The organism is Microbacterium sp. NPDC087591 (assembly GCF_044743625.1).
GTDB lineage: Bacteria > Actinomycetota > Actinomycetes > Actinomycetales > Microbacteriaceae > Microbacterium.
Window position 1 is genome coordinate 313,321 of the sequence record NZ_JBIUWU010000002.1, and the last position, 18,236, is coordinate 331,556.

General features: G+C 69.2%; 16 protein-coding genes. All 16 read right to left on the reverse strand.

Annotated features, from left to right (window positions below; all coding sequences use genetic code 11):
• Positions 1–4: 4 nt before the first annotated feature.
• Positions 5–268 (reverse strand): phosphoribosyl-ATP diphosphatase, encoded by a 264-nt coding sequence (locus ACIOVG_RS12095; RefSeq protein WP_207479216.1) that lies wholly within the window; start codon positions 266–268, stop codon positions 5–7.
• Positions 265–945: a ribulose-phosphate 3-epimerase gene (gene rpe / locus ACIOVG_RS12100; RefSeq protein ID WP_400873546.1), complete on the reverse strand. Its 681-nt coding sequence runs from the start codon at positions 943–945 to the stop codon at positions 265–267. Before rpe ends, ACIOVG_RS12095 begins: the two co-directional genes overlap by 4 nt.
• 4 nt (positions 946–949) lie before the next feature.
• Positions 950–2,317: an RsmB/NOP family class I SAM-dependent RNA methyltransferase gene (locus tag ACIOVG_RS12105; RefSeq protein WP_400873549.1), complete on the reverse strand. Its 1,368-nt coding sequence runs from the start codon at positions 2,315–2,317 to the stop codon at positions 950–952.
• A 101-nt stretch (positions 2,318–2,418) separates the two neighbouring features.
• Entirely contained in the window at positions 2,419–3,339 is a 921-nt protein-coding gene (gene fmt, locus ACIOVG_RS12110) for a methionyl-tRNA formyltransferase (protein ID WP_400873552.1), read from the reverse strand.
• 18 nt (positions 3,340–3,357) lie between these two features.
• A complete protein-coding gene (locus ACIOVG_RS12115; RefSeq protein ID WP_400873555.1) occupies positions 3,358–5,316 on the reverse strand; it encodes a primosomal protein N' in 1,959 nt (652 codons plus the stop codon).
• 16 nt (positions 5,317–5,332) lie between these two features.
• Entirely contained in the window at positions 5,333–6,526 is a 1,194-nt protein-coding gene (metK, locus tag ACIOVG_RS12120; protein WP_400873558.1) for a methionine adenosyltransferase, read from the reverse strand.
• A 91-nt stretch (positions 6,527–6,617) separates the two neighbouring features.
• Positions 6,618–6,875, reverse strand: coding sequence for a DNA-directed RNA polymerase subunit omega (rpoZ, locus tag ACIOVG_RS12125; RefSeq protein ID WP_045280265.1), 258 nt, complete (start codon positions 6,873–6,875; stop codon positions 6,618–6,620).
• A 121-nt stretch (positions 6,876–6,996) separates the two neighbouring features.
• On the reverse strand, positions 6,997–7,905 hold the full coding sequence (gmk, locus tag ACIOVG_RS12130; protein WP_400873562.1) for a guanylate kinase: 909 nt from the start codon (positions 7,903–7,905) through the stop codon (positions 6,997–6,999).
• Positions 7,898–8,740 carry an orotidine-5'-phosphate decarboxylase gene (gene pyrF / locus ACIOVG_RS12135; protein ID WP_400873564.1) on the reverse strand — a complete coding sequence of 281 codons (843 nt, stop codon included), beginning with the start codon at positions 8,738–8,740 and terminating at the stop codon, positions 7,898–7,900. Before pyrF ends, gmk begins: the two co-directional genes overlap by 8 nt.
• Positions 8,737–12,024, reverse strand: a complete 3,288-nt coding sequence (gene carB / locus ACIOVG_RS12140; RefSeq protein WP_400873567.1) for a carbamoyl-phosphate synthase large subunit — start codon at positions 12,022–12,024, stop codon at positions 8,737–8,739. Before carB ends, pyrF begins: the two co-directional genes overlap by 4 nt.
• A complete protein-coding gene (gene carA, locus ACIOVG_RS12145) occupies positions 12,024–13,169 on the reverse strand; it encodes a glutamine-hydrolyzing carbamoyl-phosphate synthase small subunit (protein ID WP_400873570.1) in 1,146 nt (381 codons plus the stop codon). The genes carB and carA overlap by 1 nt, the downstream gene beginning before the upstream one ends.
• On the reverse strand, positions 13,166–13,678 hold the full coding sequence (locus tag ACIOVG_RS12150; RefSeq protein ID WP_400873573.1) for a hypothetical protein: 513 nt from the start codon (positions 13,676–13,678) through the stop codon (positions 13,166–13,168). Before ACIOVG_RS12150 ends, carA begins: the two co-directional genes overlap by 4 nt.
• A complete protein-coding gene (locus tag ACIOVG_RS12155; protein ID WP_400873575.1) occupies positions 13,675–14,979 on the reverse strand; it encodes a dihydroorotase in 1,305 nt (434 codons plus the stop codon). Before ACIOVG_RS12155 ends, ACIOVG_RS12150 begins: the two co-directional genes overlap by 4 nt.
• Positions 14,976–15,941 carry an aspartate carbamoyltransferase catalytic subunit gene (locus ACIOVG_RS12160; protein ID WP_400873578.1) on the reverse strand — a complete coding sequence of 322 codons (966 nt, stop codon included), beginning with the start codon at positions 15,939–15,941 and terminating at the stop codon, positions 14,976–14,978. The genes ACIOVG_RS12155 and ACIOVG_RS12160 overlap by 4 nt, the downstream gene beginning before the upstream one ends.
• Complete coding sequence (gene pyrR, locus ACIOVG_RS12165; protein ID WP_400873581.1) at positions 15,938–16,468, reverse strand: bifunctional pyr operon transcriptional regulator/uracil phosphoribosyltransferase PyrR; 531 nt, start codon at positions 16,466–16,468, stop codon at positions 15,938–15,940. The genes ACIOVG_RS12160 and pyrR overlap by 4 nt, the downstream gene beginning before the upstream one ends.
• A gap of 100 nt (positions 16,469–16,568) precedes the next feature.
• On the reverse strand, positions 16,569–18,146 hold the full coding sequence (locus tag ACIOVG_RS12170; RefSeq protein ID WP_400873584.1) for a Rieske 2Fe-2S domain-containing protein: 1,578 nt from the start codon (positions 18,144–18,146) through the stop codon (positions 16,569–16,571).
• Positions 18,147–18,236 lie beyond the last annotated feature (90 nt).

Sequence of the window (18,236 nt, forward strand, 5' to 3'; positions counted from 1 at the left end):
CGCGTCACAGATGTCGGTAGACGTCCTGCAGGCTGAGACCCTTCGCGATCATCATCACCTGCAGGTGGTACAGCAGCTGGGAGATCTCCTCAGCGGCTGCCTCATCGGACTCGTACTCGGATGCCATCCAGACCTCGGCGGCCTCTTCGACTATCTTCTTGCCGATCGTGTGCACGCCGCCGTCGAGCTCGGCGACCGTGCCGGATCCCTCGGGGCGGGTCTCGGCCTTGACGCTGAGCTCAGCGAACAGCTCGTCGAAAGTCTTCACCCCTCCAGGCTAGCGGCTCGGGCGAGGTCCCTGAGCCGAGTGACGGCCGCCTCGATGTCGTCGGCGCCGTAGATCGCGGATCCGGCGACGAACGTGTCGGCACCTGCCGCGGCGGCCTGCTCGATCGTGGCGTCGGAGATGCCGCCGTCGACCTGCAGCCAGACCTGCGATCCCCGGCGCCGAGCCTCGTCGGCGAGGGCGCGCAGCTTCGGCATGGTCTCGGGCATGAAACCCTGCCCGCCGAAACCCGGTTCCACCGTCATCACCAGGATCTGGTCGAACTCGTCCAGCACGCTGTACAGTCCCTCGACAGGGGTGCCCGGCTTGATGGCGACCCCCGCACGCGCCCCGATGCCACGCAGACGACGAGCGAGCGACACGGGGTCCGCGGCGGCTTCGAGGTGGAAGGTCACGCTCGCCGCACCGATCTCCGCATACTCCGGTGCCCAGCGGTCCGGATCGGTGATCATCAGATGCACGTCGAGCGGGATAGGGCTGGTCGCCTGGATGCGATCGACCATCTGCGGCCCGAAGGTCAGATTCGGCACGAAGTGGTTGTCCATGACGTCGACGTGAGCGAAGTCCGCCGTCGCGATGCGGGCGAGTTCCGCCTGCATGTTGACGAAGTCCGCAGCGAGGATGCTGGGGTTGATGCGGGGCGCGCGGGGCAGATCCATGGTTCTACTCTCCCTGTGGTGTGCGCTGCAGCAGCGCGAGGAACATGGCGTCGGTGCCATGGCGGTGCGGCCAGAGCTGCACGGTGCCGGACTCGGAACGGCCGTCGTCGGCCAGATCGATGGGGGCGAGTGCCACCTCGGAGACGACCGCGCGCGCGTCGATGACACGCAGGTCGTCGCGGGAACGGAGCACGTCCTGCACCACTCCCGCGGTCTCCGCCAGATGAGGAGAGCACGTCACGTAGGCGACGATGCCGCCAGGGGCGAGAGCCTCGACCGCGGCGGACAGGAGCTCCCCCTGCAACGGCACGAGCTCGGCGACGTCGGCCGGGCTCTTCCGCCACCGGGCTTCCGGACGTCGACGCAGCGCGCCGAGACCCGTGCAGGGTGCATCGACCAGGATGCGATCGAACTCCCCCGGTCGCGACGCCGCGAGCTCCCGCCCGTCCTGCTCGTGCACGACCACGTCGCCCGGAACCGCGCGCAGCGCATTGCGCACCAGTCGCGCACGCGTCGGGACGACCTCGTTCGCCTCGACGGTCACGCCGTGCTGGTGTGCGATCGCCGCGAGCAGCGCGGTCTTGCCGCCGGGCCCCGCGCAGAGGTCGAGCCAGCGCTCGCCCTCGCCGATCGGGGCTGCGGCGGCGAGAGCGAGCGCCACGAGCTGGGACCCCTCGTCCTGCACCCGCACCGCGCCACCGGATCCGGCGACGATGCGATGCGGGTCTCCGCCGGGCGATCCGTACGCCGTGGCGGCGTAGGGGCGTCGCGGTTCTCCCGGTTCCGCGAGACCGGGCAGCGCAACGAGCGTGACCTCGGGAGAGACGTTGTCGGCCTCGAGGAGCGCGTCGAGCTCATCGACCCGGTCCTCAGCGGCCAGGGCACGTCGGAGCGCGCGGATGATCCAGACCGGGTGCGCCGACCGCAGCGCCAGCCTCTCGTCGTCGGAGCGAGCTTCACGTTCGATCTGCTCCTGCCACTCCTCCGCACTCTGTCGGGTGACGCGCCGGAGCACCGCGTTCGCGAAGCTCGACGCCCCACGACCGACCTCCAGCGCGACGAGGTTCACGGACTCGTTCACTGCGGCGTGCGAGGCGACCCGCGTCGCGAGCAGCTGATGCACACCGAGGCGCAGCGCATCCCGCACGGCCGGGTCGATGTCGTCCGTGCTGCGGTCGGCGGCCGCGGCGATGATCGCGTCGTAGGTGCCCCGGCGGCGCAGCGTGCCGTAGGTGAGCTCGGTTGCGAGCGCCGCGTCCTGGGGATCGAGACCCGCGTCCGCGATCGCGGTGGGCAGCACGAGGTTCGCGTACGCGTCGGAGTCCGAGACGGCCCGCAGCACGTCGAAGGCGACGCGGCGTGCGGCCTGCACCGTGCGCACGGGACCGCGCGGGCCCCGAGACGACGAGGGACGCCGGTTGCCGCCGGGGCGCCCCTGCGGACGCCTGTTCGACCGATTCTGCTGGCCATCGCTCATGAGCCGGCACGCACCCCTTCAGTTCCGCGCTGACCGCGCCACCAGTCCGTGGCGTTCATCGCGCCCTTGCCCGCCGGTTGCACGCGGGTGACCGCGAGCGGCGTGGTCGCCGTGCCGATCAGCACTGCCGTCTTGGTGGCGACGATGGCACCCTGATCGATCGCCTCGGTATCGCTCGCGGGTGCGGCCTCGATGATCTTGAGGCGCTGTCCGTCGATCGTGGTGTGCGCGCCGGGTTCCGGAGTCACTCCGCGGAACCGCGCGTACACCTCCTCGACGGGAAGCGCCCAGTCCAGGAGGCCGTCGGGCAGCGTCAGCTTGGGCGCGAATGTCGGCTCGCCCCGCTGCGGGACGGCTCGTGCGGTACCCGCGGCGATCCCGGCCACGACCTCGGCGGTCAGCTCGGCACCGTCCACCGCAAGAGCCTCCAGCGCGATGTCGGCGGTGGCGCCGGCGGGAACCTCGACCACGCGCGAGGCGAACACCGCCCCCGCATCGAGCTCAGGGACGAGCTGGAAGACGCTCGCGCCGAGTTCCGCATCACCGGCGATCAGCGCACGCTGCACGGGTGCCGCGCCGCGCCACTGCGGAAGCAGCGAGAAGTGCAGGTTGATCCATCCGGCATCCGGTGTCGACAGCAGCGGCTCTCGGACCAGTCCCCCGTAAGCGACGATCACGCCCAGTTCGGGACGGAGGGCCGCGATGCGCTGCGTCGCCTCCTCATCCAGGCGGGCGGCGCGGATGACCGGGATGCCGAGCTCGACGGCCGCCTGCGCCACCGGAGAAGGCGTGAGCACCTTCTTGCGTCCGAGCGGAGCATCGGGCCGGGTGACGACCGCGACGATGTCGTGGTCGCGCGCCAGACGGTGCAGGGTGGGAACGGCCGCGGATGGCGTGCCGGCGAAGACGAGGCGCATGAAGGTACTCCGGAAGGATCAAAGCTCTGGATCGAGGATATCGAGGCGAACCGAGAGAGCGCTCCTCGGATTGCGCCCGCGGCCCCGGCGGCTGGCCACGGCTTCCGCCACGACGGCGGCGCGGAGCACGGTCGCCACGCGGGTTCCTGCCCCGTACTCGAAGCGCACGAGCGCACGCACGCGCGCGGGCACGTCGTCCGAGTCGACCGGGACCGGCCCCAGGACCGCGTCCGGCGGCAGGGGGATCTCGCCCAAGGCGACGAGTGCACGGGAGACCGCCGCTGCCGTCCCCTCGACCAGGGCGACACGTGTGGTGGGCGGCATGTGCAGCGGGGCTCGGCTCTCGAGCTCGCTGCGTGCGTAGCCGGCCTGGTTCCAGGTCGCGAGAGCGCGTGCCGTGCCCCCGTCGACACCCACCAGATGCACGGGTGCTCCTGGAGCTGCGAGCGCGGCCGCGTTCGACCACCAGCGCAGGCAGGATTCCCCCACGCGCAGATCGGGGGCCTGCAGCATGCGCGGTCCGTCGAGGAGAACGACGGCGCGGTATCCGCCGTCAGCGAGCGGTTCGGCCCCCCGGGTGGCGACCACGAGCGCGGGCTTCGCGTCGACCCGCTCCACGGGATGGGCGCTGTCGGCGACGATCACTCGTACGCCGGGGAACGCGCGCCCGAGCTCATCCGCCGTGCGCTCGCTGCCCGAGGAGGCGAGCCGCAACTGCGTGGAGGAGCAGGAGGGGCAGCTCCAGGCTCGCGCTCCCCTGCCGCACCAGCCGCACACCGGGACCGCGCCGCGGTGCGTGGCCCCGAGCGGACCGCCGCAGTGCGCACACCGCGCCGGGGCACGGCACTCGGCGCACACCAGCGACGGCGAGAACCCCGGCCGCGACACCTGCACGAGCACCGGCCCCTCCGCAGCAGCGGACCGCGCTGCGAGGAACGCCGACGAGGGCAGACGCTGCGCAGTCGGCTGCTCCATCTCCTGGGGAGTGCTCAGCACGACTCTGGGGAGAACGCGACGGATCGCCCGCACGTCCTGCAGGTACCCGTGTGCGACGAGTCGCTCGACATCGGTGGTGCGGGTGTGTCCGACGAACAGCAGCGCGCTGTCCTCCTGCTCCTGCCGCAGCAGCGCCGCATCGCGGGCGTTGACGTACGGCGCCAGCGGCTCGCCGAGCAGCGGGTCGCCATCATCCCAGATCGCGACGAGGCCGGCGCGGACAGGCGCGTAGACCGCGGACCGGTTGCCGACCACGATGCAGGGCGCGTCTTCGAGCGTGCGCAGGAAGGAGCGGTAGCGGGCAGGGTTCGTCTGCCGTGAGTCGAAGCGGACGATCGTCTCTTCGGGAGCGATCTGCGTGAGCGCCGCGAGCAGTCGATCGAGGTCGCGATGGTCGGGGACGATCAGGACCGATGACTCTCCCGCTGCCAGCTGCCGCACCGCGGTGGCGGCGAGCAGCGCGGCCCAGGCCGGCCCGTCGTCGCGGACCCCCGGGATCGCCTCCACAGCGGCGCGTCCATGGCTCTCGAGCACGCCGTGCAGGCCGTCGTAGCCATCGATCAGGGCCGTGGCGCGTTCCCGTGCCGCGTCATCCGGCGCGACGGAGGGCGAATCCGCCGTCCAGGCCTTCTCGACGCGCACCTGGCGTTTGGGGATGACGAGACGGAGGATGTCGGACGCAGACCCGGCTGCCCGGTCGGCGACGCGCCTGGCGAGCCGATACAGCCGCTCCGGCAGCACCGACACGGACGACACGACGCTGTCTGCCTCGGAGAGAGGACGGTCCGCGTCGTCTTCCACCCCGAGCTCGACGACGTAGCCGTCGATCACGCGCCCCGCCGTGCGCAGCGGGACCTTGATCCGCGCTCCCCGTGGGACCTCGCCGAACTCGGCGGGAAGCGCGTAGTCGAAGAGGCGATCGAGCTGTGGCAGCGGTGAGTCGAGGAGCACCCGCGCGATGCGGCGGCTCTCCGATGTCATGGGAACCGAAGCCCCATCAGAGACCGGCAGCGCGGCGCAGCTCTTCGACGCGGTCGGTGCGCTCCCAGGTGAACTCCGGGAGCTCGCGACCGAAGTGACCGTAGGCGGCGGTCTGCGCGTAGATCGGGCGCAGCAGGTCGAGCTGATCGATGATCGCCTGGGGTCGCAGATCGAAGACCTCGTTGATCGCGTGCGTGATGATCTCGTCCGACACCTTGCCGGTGCCGAAGGTTTCGACGTACAGCCCGACCGGGCGGGCGACGCCGATCGCGTAGGCGACCTGCACCTCGAGCCGATCGGCGAGCCCTGCGGCGACGGCGTTCTTCGCGACCCAGCGGGTCGCGTATGCACCGGAGCGATCGACCTTTGACGGGTCCTTGCCGCTGAACGCGCCCCCGCCGTGTCGGGCCGCTCCCCCGTAGGTGTCGATGATGATCTTGCGGCCGGTGAGTCCGGCGTCGCCCTTGGGGCCGCCGGTCACGAAGGGGCCGGCCGGGTTGATGTAGAACGTGACGTCGTCGAGGTCGAGTCCCGTGCTCTCGAGGATCGGCGCGATGACGTGCTCGCGCACCTGCTGCTGCAGGTCTTCCTGCGTGATGTCGGGGTTGTGCTGCGTGGAGACCACGACAGCGTCGACCGTCTTCGGGGTGAACCCGTCGTAGCCGAGCGTGACCTGGGTCTTGCCGTCGGGACGGAGGAAGGGCAGGAGCCCACTGCGCCGCACCTCGGTCAGGCGCTCGGCGATGCGATGCGCCGTCCAGGCCGCCATCGGCATGAGCTGCGGGGTCTCGTTGGTGGCGAACCCGAACATGATGCCCTGGTCGCCGGCGCCGAGGCCGTCGAGCGGGTCGACGGACGATCCGTCGCGGTGCTCCTGGGCGTTGTCGACGCCGTGCGCGATGTCTGTGGACTGCTCACCCACCGAGACGCTCACGCCGCACGAGTCACCGTCGAAGCCGGTGTCGCTGGATGTGTAGCCGATGCCGTTCACGACCTGACGGACGATCGTCGGGATGTCGACGTAGGCTTCGGTGCGGATCTCGCCCGCGACATGGACGAGTCCGGTGGTGACGAGCGTCTCGACCGCCACGCGGGACTCCGGGTCCTTGGCGATGAGGCCGTCGAGGATGCTGTCCGAGATCTGGTCGCAGATCTTGTCCGGATGTCCCTCGGTGACGGACTCGGACGTGAACAGACGCAGGGCGCTCATCGATACTCCAGAACGGGGTGGGTGAGAAGAAGGGGTGGTACACCCATTCTGAACCGCGCCTCGGACAGAGTGCGAGGCGCGGTCTGGAATATCACTCCGCGTGACGCAGGCGGAGCTTGTCCTCGTTGATCTCGTGCAGAGCGATGGTGAGCGGCTTGTCCTCAACCGAGGAGTCGACGAGCGGGCCCACGTTGTCGAAGAGGTTGCCCTCGTGCAGGTCGGAGTAGTAGTCGTTGATCTGACGAGCGCGCTTGGACGCGTAGATCACGAGCTCGTACTTGGAGTCGACTCGATCCAGCAGGTTGTCGATGGGGGGATCGATGATGCCCTTGTTGTGGTGTCCGGCCATGGTGGACCTCCTGATCAGGCGACGGGATCGTCGCGAAGACGGTGCTGCGGGCACGCGACCCTTGGACAAGCTCAGGGACCCAGGTGGCCCTTCGACAGGCTCAGGGACCCCGCTCAGCGGGTCAGCGTGCAGAGCTTGAAGACAATTCTACGACCTCGGCGGCGGCGTCGGCGACGTTCTCGTTCACGATGAGGTGATCGAACTCGTTCTGGGCGGCCAGTTCGACCTTCGCGGTGCGCAGTCTTCTGGCGCGTTCCTCGGCCCCTTCGGTGCCTCGGCCGACCAAGCGCTGCACCAGTTCGTCCCAGCTCGGCGGGAGCAGGAAGATCAGTGTGGCGGCCGGTTCAGCCGCCCGCACCTGGCGCGCACCCTGCAGGTCGATCTCGAGCAGCACCGTCTTGCCCTCGGCCAGCGCGGCGTCGATCGGCGGACGCGGCGTGCCGTAGCGCGAGCGGTTGTGAACGACCGCGTACTCGAGCAGTTCGCCGTCCGCGATGAGCCGGTCGAACTCGGCATCATCCACGAAGTAGTAGTGCACGCCGTCGATCTCGCCCGGGCGTGGCGGCCGCGTGGTGGCCGACACCGAGAGGTGGATCTCGGGGTGGTTCTCGCGGATGTGCGCCGCCACCGTGCCCTTGCCCACAGCGGTGGGTCCGGCGAGCACGAGCAGCCGGCTGCGCGCACCGCGCGGAGACAGCGGAGGGAAGCGTCCGTCGAGCCAGTGCTCGAGCACGACCCGCTGACGCGCGCCGAGCCCGCCGAGCCGCTTGACCGGAGAGATCTGGAGGTCTTCCAGCACTCGGTCGCGCTTGCCCGCACCGATCGCCGGCAGCGCCAGCAGGAAGTCGGTGATCCGCATGGACCCCTCGACGGAGTCGGGGTCCTCGATTGCGCGATGCAGCACGGCCTGAGGCGTGATGACGCGCATGGTCAGGTCGCGCTTGAGCGACGCGCGGGCGCGTCGGCGCTCGACCGCCTTGCGCGCGGCGGCCGCCCGATCGACCTCGGGGATGACTCGTGTCTCAGCCACGTGCGGCCTCCTGGTACTGCGCGACGCGCGCTTCGATCGCTGCGGCGATGCCGTCGGGTCCGGCACCGAGGATGCTGCGGCTCTCGCTGGCGATGACGCACGCCGCCATGGCGCCGAAACGGTGAGCGAGGTCGGCGGGCTCCGCACCCTGCGCGCCGAACCCGGGGGCGAGGATGGGCGCGGCCGGAGCGAAGGCGTCGATACCGGCAGCCGACCAGTCGACCGTCGCCCCGATGACCACACCGATGCTCCCCCATTCGTCGGCGGCGACCGCTTGCGCGTTCCTGCGCGACACCTCGGCGAGCACTCCCGCCGCGACCGAGCGATCGTCACCGCGCGAGCGCTGCAGCGGCTCGGCCTCGGGGTTGCTGGTGGCGGCGAGCACGAAGACGCCCTTGCCGTGCTGCGCCGCGAGCGAGAAGACGCCGTCGAGCGCGCCGACGCCGAGATACGGGCTGACGGTCAGAGCGTCGGCTTCGAGCGCGGAACCCGGAGTGAGCCAGGCGGCGGCGTAGGCGTCCATCGTCGAACCGATGTCGCCGCGCTTGGCGTCGGCGATCACGATCAGCTCGGCCGCACGCGCGGCCGCGAGCACCTCTTCGAGTGCGACGAAGCCCGCGGACCCGAAGCGCTCGAAGAACGACACCTGCGGCTTCACGATCGCCACCCGGCCGGCCGCCGCATCGACGGTGCGCAGCCCGAACTCCCGCACACCTGCCGCGTCCTGCGTCAGTCCCCAGGCATCGAGAAGAGCCGCATGCGGATCGATCCCGACGCAGAGCGGTCCGGACGAGCGGAGTGCCGCCCGTACGCGCTCACCGAAACCTGCGCTCACACCGTCGCCTTCCGGTCCAGCGCGTACTCCTGGAGGCTCTTGACGTCGAAGCCCTCGTGGGCTGCATCCATACCGCTGACCGCTGCACCGAGCACCGCCATCGTGGTGAACAGCGCCTTGTCGGCCGCCACCGCTGCGGCACGGATCTCGTAGCCGTCCGCACGCGCCGCACCGCCCGAAGGCGTGTTCACGACGATGTCGATCGCGCCCTCGTTGATCAGATCCACGACGTTCTGCGCGCCGCTCTCCTGCGTCTCGCTGTACTTCTCGACGACCGTGACCGCGATGCCGTTGCGCGAGAGGATCTCGGCCGTCCCCTCGGTCGCGACGATCGTGAAGCCGAGCTGCTGCAGACGGTGGGCGGGCAGGATGACCGCACGCTTGTCCGAGTCGGCGACCGAGATGAAGACGGTGCCCGAGGTGGGCATCCCGCCGTAGGCTGCAGCCTGGCTCTTCGCGAAGGCAGTCGGGAAGTCCTTGTCGATTCCCATGACCTCGCCCGTGGAGCGCATCTCCGGTCCGAGCACGGAGTCGACGATCTTGCCGTCCTTCGTGCGGAACCGCTTGAACGGGAGCACGGCTTCCTTCACGGCGACCGGTGCGCCCAGGGGCACCCGCGAGCCGTCGTTCTCCGGGAGCAGGCCCTCGGCCTTCAGCTCGGCGACCGTGGACCCCGCCATGATGCGGCTGGCGGCCTTCGCGAGCGGGATGCCCAACGCCTTCGAGACGAACGGCACCGTGCGGCTCGCGCGCGGGTTCGCCTCGATCACGTAGAGCACTCCGGCGCTGATCGCGAACTGCACGTTCAGCAGTCCGCGCACACCGACGCCCTCGGCGATCGCGAGAGTCGCGACGCGCACCCGGTCGATGTCGGAACGTCCGAGCGAGATCGGAGGGAGCGTGCAGCTGGAGTCGCCGGAGTGGATGCCCGCCTCCTCCAGGTGCTCCATGACGCCGCCGATGTAGAGCTCGCTGCCGTCGTAGAGCGCGTCGACGTCGAGCTCGATCGCGTCGTCGAGGAAGCGGTCGACCAGCAGCGGCTTGCCGGGCTCGATGATGACCTCGCCGGCCGTGCGCACGAAGTAGTCGCGCAGGCTGGGCGAGTCGTAGACGATCTCCATGCCGCGTCCGCCGAGCACGAAGCTCGGACGCACGAGCACCGGGTACCCGATGTCCTCGGCGATGCCCACGGCGCCGTCGACGTCGATCGCGGTGCCGTGGCGCGGGGCGACGAGGCCGGCGGCGTCGAGGATGCCGCTGAAGAGCTCGCGCTCCTCGGCGAGGTCGATCGCCTCGGGGCTGGTGCCGAGCACCGTGTAGCCGGCGTCCTGGATGCCCTTGGCGAGACCGAGAGGCGTCTGGCCGCCCAGCTGGCAGACGACGCCGAGGATGGTGCCGCTCGCGGCCTCCGCATCGAGCACCTCCAGCACGTCCTCCAGCGTGAGCGGCTCGAAGTAGAGCCGGTCGGAGGTGTCGTAGTCGGTCGAGACCGTCTCCGGGTTGCAGTTGACCATGATGGTCTCGAACCCGGCATCCGACAGCGCGAACGAGGCGTGCACGCACGAGTAGTCGAACTCGACACCCTGGCCGATGCGGTTCGGACCGGAGCCGATGATGACCACCTTCGTGCGCTCGGACGGCGTGACCTCGGTCTCGAAGTCGTAGCTCGAGTAGTGGTACGGCGTGAGGGCGGGGAACTCCCCTGCGCAGGTGTCGACCGTCTTGTAGACCGGACGGATGCTCAGGCTGTGGCGGAGACCGCGGACCTCGACCTCGCTGATGCCGCGGATCTCGGCCAGCTGGGCATCGGAGAAACCGTGCTCCTTCGCGTAGCGGAGCGTCGCGGCATCCAGCTCGGGAGCGGTGCGCACGATCTCGGCCACCTCGTTGATCAGAACGATCTGGTCGAGGAACCACGGGTCGATCGCGGTGGCGTCGAACGCCTGCTCCACGGTCGCGCCCTTGCGCAGCGCCTGCTGCAGCACCACGATGCGGCCGTCGGTCGGGGTCTTGGACACCTCGAGCAGCTCCTCCACGGAGCGCTCCTCCGCACCCCAGTGGAAACTCGATCCGCGCTTCTCCAGCGAACGCAACGCCTTCTGCAGCGCGGTCGCGTAGTTGCGACCGATCGCCATCGCCTCGCCGACCGACTTCATGGTGGTCGTCAGGGTCGGATCCGCGGCGGGGAACTTCTCGAACGCGAAGCGCGGAACCTTCACCACGACGTAGTCGAGCGTGGGCTCGAAGCTCGCCGGGGTGACGCCCGTGATGTCGTTGGGGATCTCGTCGAGCCGGTAACCGAGCGCCAGCTTGGCCGCGAGCTTCGCGATCGGGAAGCCGGTGGCCTTCGAGGCCAGGGCGCTCGAACGCGAGACGCGCGGGTTCATCTCGATCACGATGATGCGGCCGTTCTCGGGGTTGACCGCGAACTGGATGTTGCAGCCACCCGTGTCCACGCCCACGGCGCGGATGATGTCGATGCCGATGTCGCGCAGCTTCTGGTACTCGCGGTCCGTGAGCGTCAGTGCGGGGGCGACGGTGATCGAGTCGCCCGTGTGCACGCCCACGGGGTCGACGTTCTCGATCGAGCAGACGACGACCGTGTTGTCGGCGGTGTCGCGCATGAGCTCGAGCTCGTATTCCTTCCATCCGAGGATCGACTCCTCCAGGAGCACCTCGTTGGTCGGCGAGTCGTGCAGGCCGGCGCCGGCGATACGGCGCAGGTCCTCCTCGTCGTAGGCGAAGCCTGAACCCAGACCGCCCATCGTGAAGCTGGGGCGCACCACCAGCGGGTAGCCGAGTTCGCTCGCCGCGGCGAGCACCTCGTCCATGGTGTGCGCGATGCGCGAGTCGGCCACGTCGGCGCCGGCGTCGAGCACCAGCTGCTTGAAGATCTGGCGGTCCTCGCCCTTGTTGATCGCCTCGAAGCTGGCGCCGATGAGCTCGACATCGTACTTCTCGAGGATCCCGTGGTTGTGCAGCTGGATAGCCGCGTTCAGGGCCGTCTGACCACCGAGTGTCGGAAGGATCGCGTCGGGGCGCTCCTTCGCGATGATCGACTCGATGACCTGCCAGGTGATCGGCTCCACGTACGTCGCGTCGGCGAAATCGGGGTCGGTCATGATGGTGGCGGGGTTGGAGTTCACCAGGATCACGCGCACGCCCTCCTCACGGAGGACGCGGCACGCCTGGGTGCCGGAGTAGTCGAACTCGCAGGCCTGACCGATGACGATCGGGCCGGAGCCGATGACGAGGACGGAGCGGATGTCGTCGCGCTTGGGCATTACTTGGCGTCCTTCTTGGTGGCCACGACCAGGTCACGGAACCGGTCGAAGAGGTAGTTGGCGTCGTGGGGGCCTGCGGCGGCCTCGGGGTGGTACTGCACGGAGAAGGCGGGGATGTCGAGGGCTCGCAGTCCCTCCACCACGTTGTCGTTCAGACCGACGTGGCTCACCTCGACCTTGCCGTAGCCGTTCGGGCTGTCGAAAGCCCCCTCGAGCGGAGCCTCGACGGCGAACCCGTGGTTGTGCGCGGTGATCTCGACTCGGCCGGTGGTCTTGTCGAGCACCGGCTGGTTGATCCCGCGGTGTCCGAACGGCAGCTTGTACGTGCCGAGGCCCAGCGCACGACCGAGCAGCTGGTTTCCGAAGCAGATCCCGAAGAAAGGCAGTCCGTCGTCGAGCACCGCACGCAGCAGCTCGACGTGCCCATCGGACGCGGCGGGGTCGCCGGGGCCGTTGGAGTAGAAGACGGCGACGGGGTCGATCGCGCGGATCTCGTCGATCGTGACGTTCTGCGGCAGCACGTGCACGTCGAACCCGCGTGCGGCGAGGTTGTCGATGGTCGCCTGCTTCACGCCGAGATCCAGCACCGCGAGGTTGCCCACGCGCTCGCCGATCCCGGTGGTGATGGTGGCGACGTCCACCGAGACCTCGGAGGACAGGTTGCGACCCGCCATCTGCGGGGCCTCGCGCACGATGCGCACCTGCTCCTCCGCGTCGAGCGCCGCGGCGTCGCCCGAGAAGATCCCGCCACGCATCGACCCGGCCGAGCGGATGTGACGCGTGATGGCACGGGTGTCGATGCCGCTGATGCCGACGATGCCGTCCTGCACGAGGATCTCGTCCAGCGAGGCGTTCGCCCGCCAGTTCGACACCACGCGTGAGGGATCGCGCACGATGTAGCCGGCGACCCAGATGCGTCGGGACTCGGTGTCCTCGTCGTTCATACCGGTGTTGCCGATGTGCGGTGCGGTCTGCAGCACGATCTGGCCGGCGTAGGACGGATCGGTCAGCGTCTCCTGATAGCCGGACATGCCGGTGGCGAAGACGACCTCGCCCAGGGTGGTTCCGCGGGCGCCGTAGGCGCGTCCGACGTGGCGGGTGCCGTCCTCGAGGACGAGTACGGCGGGTTCGGGCAGAGCGGTCATCGTGTGGCTCCTGTGTCGGGGGCAGCGGGGACGAGCCGCTGCAGATCAGAGATGAGGGTTCGGGGATCGCCCGTGGCGAGGCGGAGGTACGAGTCGACGATCGTCTCGTCGTCCGCGTTCCAGGCGATGCGGATGAGGCCGCCGGGTTCGACGACCCGGTCGATCGTGACCGTGGCTCGATCCACCGAGACGAGTCGCGAGGAGGCCAGGAACACGGTGGGAGCGCCGTCGAGGCAGAGCGCGACGCCGCGGTCCGTCACGGCCAGCTCACCGCGGGCGCGGTACTCCAGCGGCGACACCGCCACCCGCTCGAGCGGCTGCTCGTGCCGGGTGGTCGAGACGTAGAGCACCTCGTCGCGGCGGGCGACCTCGGCGTGCTCGGGCACTCCCAGCGGAGCGCTGAGCGCGGAGTCGCGTCGGAGTCGTCGTCGCCAGGCGAACAGCATCGTCAGCAGCACCAGGAGCGCCACGAGGATAGTGATCGCGATCGCGAGATCGCGTGTGCTCATGCGTTCAGCTCCTCGACGACGGAACCGGAGTCGACCGTGACGACGCCGCCGTGCACGGTGAACTCCACCCGCCCCGGCAGCGCGCGCCCGAGGTACGGCGAGTTCACGCTGCGTCCGTGCAGGTCGGCCTCCGTGAAGACACCGTCGACCGAGGCGTCGTAGAGCGCGAGGTGGCCGGGCTGTCCGACCGCGAGCGGCGTACCGTGCCCGGCGAGCTGACCGATCCGGGCGGGAGCGGCGCTCATGACGCGGGCGACGTCCTCCCAGCCGATCAGGCCGGTCTGCACCATCGACTGGTGCACCACCCGCAGCGCGCTCTCCAGGCCCACCATGCCGTTCGCCGCGGCCTGCCACTCGCAGGCCTTGTGCTCGCTGGGGTGCGGGGCGTGATCCGTGGCGACGATGTCGATGGTGCCGTCGGCGAGGCCCTCGCGCACGGCGAGCACGTCCTCCTCGCGGCGCAGCGGAGGATTCACCTTGAAGCGTGCGTCGTAGCCGCGCACGAGCTCGTCCGTCAGCAGCAGGTGGTGCGGAGTGACTTCGGCCGTGACCGCGATACCGCGCTTCTTCGCCCAGCGGATGATGTCGACCGAGCCGGCGGTGGACAGGTGGCACACGTGCAGCTTCGAGCCCACGTGCTCGGCGAGCAGTACGTCGCGGGCGATGATCGACTCCTCCGCGACGGCCGGCCAGCCAGCGAGGCCGAGCTCGGCCGACACGATACCCTCGTTCATCTGGGCGCCCTCGGTCAGACGGGGGTCCTGCGCATGCTGGGCGATCACGCCGCCGAACGACTTCACGTATTCGAGTGCCCGGCGCATGATCAGCGGGTCGAACACGCAGAAGCCGTCGTCGCTGAAGACGCGCACTTTCGCCCGAGACGACGCCATCGCGCCCAGCTCGGCGAGACGCTCGCCCTTCTGTCCGACGGTCACGGCGCCGATCGGCTGCACGGTCGCGTACCCCGCGGCCTCTCCGAGCGCGAGCTCCTGCTCCACGACACCGGCCGTGTCGGCGACGGGCGAGGTGTTCGGCATCGCGAACACGGCGGTGAACCCGCCGGCGGCGGCGGCCCTGGTGCCGGTGAGGATCGTCTCGGAGGCCTCGTACCCGGGCTCACGCAGGTGCGTGTGCAGGTCGACGAGCCCGGGAAGGGCGACCAGACCGTTCGCGTCGATCACACGGGCTCCGGCCCTGTCGAGTCCGGTGCCGATCTCGGCGATCACACCGTTCTCGATGATGATGTCGGCGCTGTGCGCGCCCACCAGCTGTGCACCGGTGATCACGAGGGTCTCGCTCACAGGTCTCCCCCTCGTTCGTCGTCTCGTTCTCCCGCCAGCAGCAGGTACAGCACCGCCATCCGGACGGAGACCCCGTTCGCGACCTGCTCCAGCACCGTGGAGCGGGCGGAATCGGCAGCTGCGGAGGAGATCTCCAGCCCGCGGTTCATGGGTCCGGGGTGCATCACAATGCTACCGTCCGGCAGACCGGCCACACGCAGTGCGTCAAGACCCCAGCGCCGCGAATACTCCCGCTCAGTCGGGAAATACGCGGCGTTCATCCGCTCGAGCTGGATGCGCAGCATCATCACCGCGTCGGGCTCGTCCGCGAGGGCGACATCGAGGTCGTAGAGCACCCGCACAGGCCACTGCGACACGTTCTGCGGCACGAGCGTGGGCGGGGAGACGAGGGTGACCTCGGCGCCGAGCGTCGTCAGCAGCCAGACATTGGAACGCGCGACCCGCGAGTGCAGCACATCGCCGACGATCACGACGCGCACGCCGCTGAGGTCCTTGCCACGGCTGTCCGCTCCGAAACGGCGCTTGCGGATCGTGAACGCGTCGAGCAGCGCCTGTGTGGGGTGCTCGTGCGTGCCGTCTCCGGCGTTGACCACGCCGGCCGAGATCCAACCGCTCGTCGCGAGCGTCTGCGGGGCGCCGGAGCTCGGGTGACGGACGACGACCGCGTCGGCCCCGATCGCCTCGAGCGTCTGAGCCGTGTCCTTCAGGCTCTCGCCCTTGGAGACGCTGGATCCCTTCGCCGCGAAGTTGATCACGTCGGCGGAGAGGCGCTTGGCAGCGGCCTCGAAGGAGATGCGCGTGCGCGTCGAGTCCTCGAAGAAGAGGTTGACGACGGTCTTGCCCCGGAGTGTGGGGAGTTTCTTGACCTCGCGGGACTGGGTGTCGGCCATGTCCTCGGCGACGTCGAGGATGCGCAGGGCGGTGTCCTTGTCGAGGGTGTGGGTGTCGAGAAGGTGCCTCATGCGCCGATCGTCACCTCCTCGGCGCCGTCGTTCTCGAAGAGGCGCACGTTGACCCGTTCGGTGCGGGCGGAGGGGATGTTCTTGCCGACGAAGTCGGGCCGGATCGGCAGCTCACGGTGGCCGCGATCGACCAGGATCGCGAGACGCACGACCGCGGGGCGACCGATCGACTGGATCGCGTCGAGGGCGGCACGGATGCTGCGTCCGGAGAAGAGCACGTCGTCGACCAGCACCACCGTCTTGCCGTCGATCCCGCCGACCGGGATCTCGGTCGGCCGAGGCGAGCGCGTCGGGTGCTTGGAGAGATCGTCGCGGAACAGCGTGACATCGAGTGCTCCGACGGGCACGGACTGCTGGGCGATCTCGCTGATCAATGTGCCCAACCGGTGGGCGAGAGTCACGCCGCGGGTCGGAATGCCCAGCAGGACGAGGTTCTCAGCGCCACGATTCGATTCGAGGATCTCGTGCGCGATGCGGGTCAATCCCCGCGAGATATCGGCTTCGTGCAGCACAGTGCGCGTGCTCATCGGCCGCTCCCTTCTCCGCCTCACAGGACGGTGTTAAAGGTTGCTTGTAGATCGAGTCTATCGGAGACGCCGCGTCGGCGACGACCTCGGCGTCTGTCTGTCAGCGCGCCGTCTCGAGCAGCTCATCCGCGACGTTCTCGGCCTTGGCCGCACGGATCGGGTGACCGCTCGTCGACAGGCAGCTGCCCGTCTTCAGGTCCCACTTCCAGTCGTGCATGCTGCACGTCAGCACACCGTCCTCGTCGACCTTTCCGGTCTTCGTGAGGTCGGCGCGCAGGTGCGGGCAGCGGCGCTGCACGACCCAGTCGCCGATCACAGCGTCCTCGGTCTGGTCGGTCTGCTCCTGGTACCAGTTCTCGACGTACTCGATGCGGTCCACGGACAGGCACTTGAGGAACGTGGTGAGGAACTCGTTGAACTTGCCGCTGCGGCCCACCTGGAACTGCATCGACAGGAAGATCGAGTTCGACCAGTCGATCTCGTGGTCGCGGATGTTGGTCGAGACCAGATCAGCGGGGATCGTGTACCAGTAGACGCACTCCTCCCCCGCGTACTCGCGCACCTTCGCGCGCGGGAAGTCCACGACCATGTCGAGTTCGCCGATGCGGAAGCGCACATTGCCACCGACGCCGAGCCGGATGGTCCGCGACTTCTTGAGCAGCGGCTCCCACCAGGCCTTGATCGCCGCGAGCATCTCCTCCGGGGGGATGATCTCCGCGCGCGACGCCTCCTCGTCGAGGATCTCCTGCTGCCGGCTGGCGCGCTGCTCCTCGAGGTAGTCCCACTTCTCGTCGAAGATGTGGGCGAGCTCGGCCTCGCTGTACAGCGTCTGCTCCGTCGTCACCTCGCCGCCGTCCACGGTGACGAGCGTGCCGGGGACGAACAGGTGACCGTCGTACTGCGGAGACAGCTCGTTCATGTGCGCGAGGAACTGCTTCTGATCCGTGAAGATCGACTCGCCGTTCCTGCCCAGTCCGTTGAAGTCGAACAGGTCGTCGCGGAGGAACATCGGCGGCCCGGCCATCGGGAAGACGTGCGGCGCGTCCACCTTGTCGATGTAGTACATCGCGCGCTTGTTCTGCGAGTCGCGCTTGAGCTGAGCGAAGTTCTGCTTCGCGTCGAGGGGCAGGTCGTAGACCATGGGCCACCAGATGGCCCCGGAGACCTGGGTGAAGTACGCGTCGGGCTTGCCGAAGTGGAGCAGCGTGTCGAGGTCGAGCGGGTGCGAGTCGTTCTGGTTCAACATCGAACCGGTGCCGTCGTCGACGCTGAGCGACGAGTCGCCGATCGGTCCGTCGCTGGGGGCGCGCAGCGGCGTGATCATGATCTTGAGGTCCCCGCGCTGGATGATCTCGCCGGCGGGGGCGTACGTGATGTTCTCGAATCCGAGTGCCCTGATGTCGCGCTCGAGATCGTCGATCGGATACTCGGGGAGCAGCACCTCGATGTCCTTCGAGATGTGGCGCTCCAGGAGCTTCGGGTCGAAGTGGTCGCGGTGCCGATGCGAGATGTAGAGGAAGTCCGCCTCGCGTCCGAAGCGCTCCCAGTCGAGACCGCGGTTGTCGGGGAACGGGAACCAGGAACCGAAGAAGGAGGGGCCGAGCACGGGGTCGCAGATGATGTTGCCGCCGACCGTCTCGATGAACATCCCGGCGTGGCCGAGTCCCGTGATCCGCATTGCGCTCCTCCTGTGCATGCCCGGCACCCGATGGGGATGCCTCGATTGGACGCGCTCGATTCTACCGGCGGCTCGCTGGACGGGCCGTCT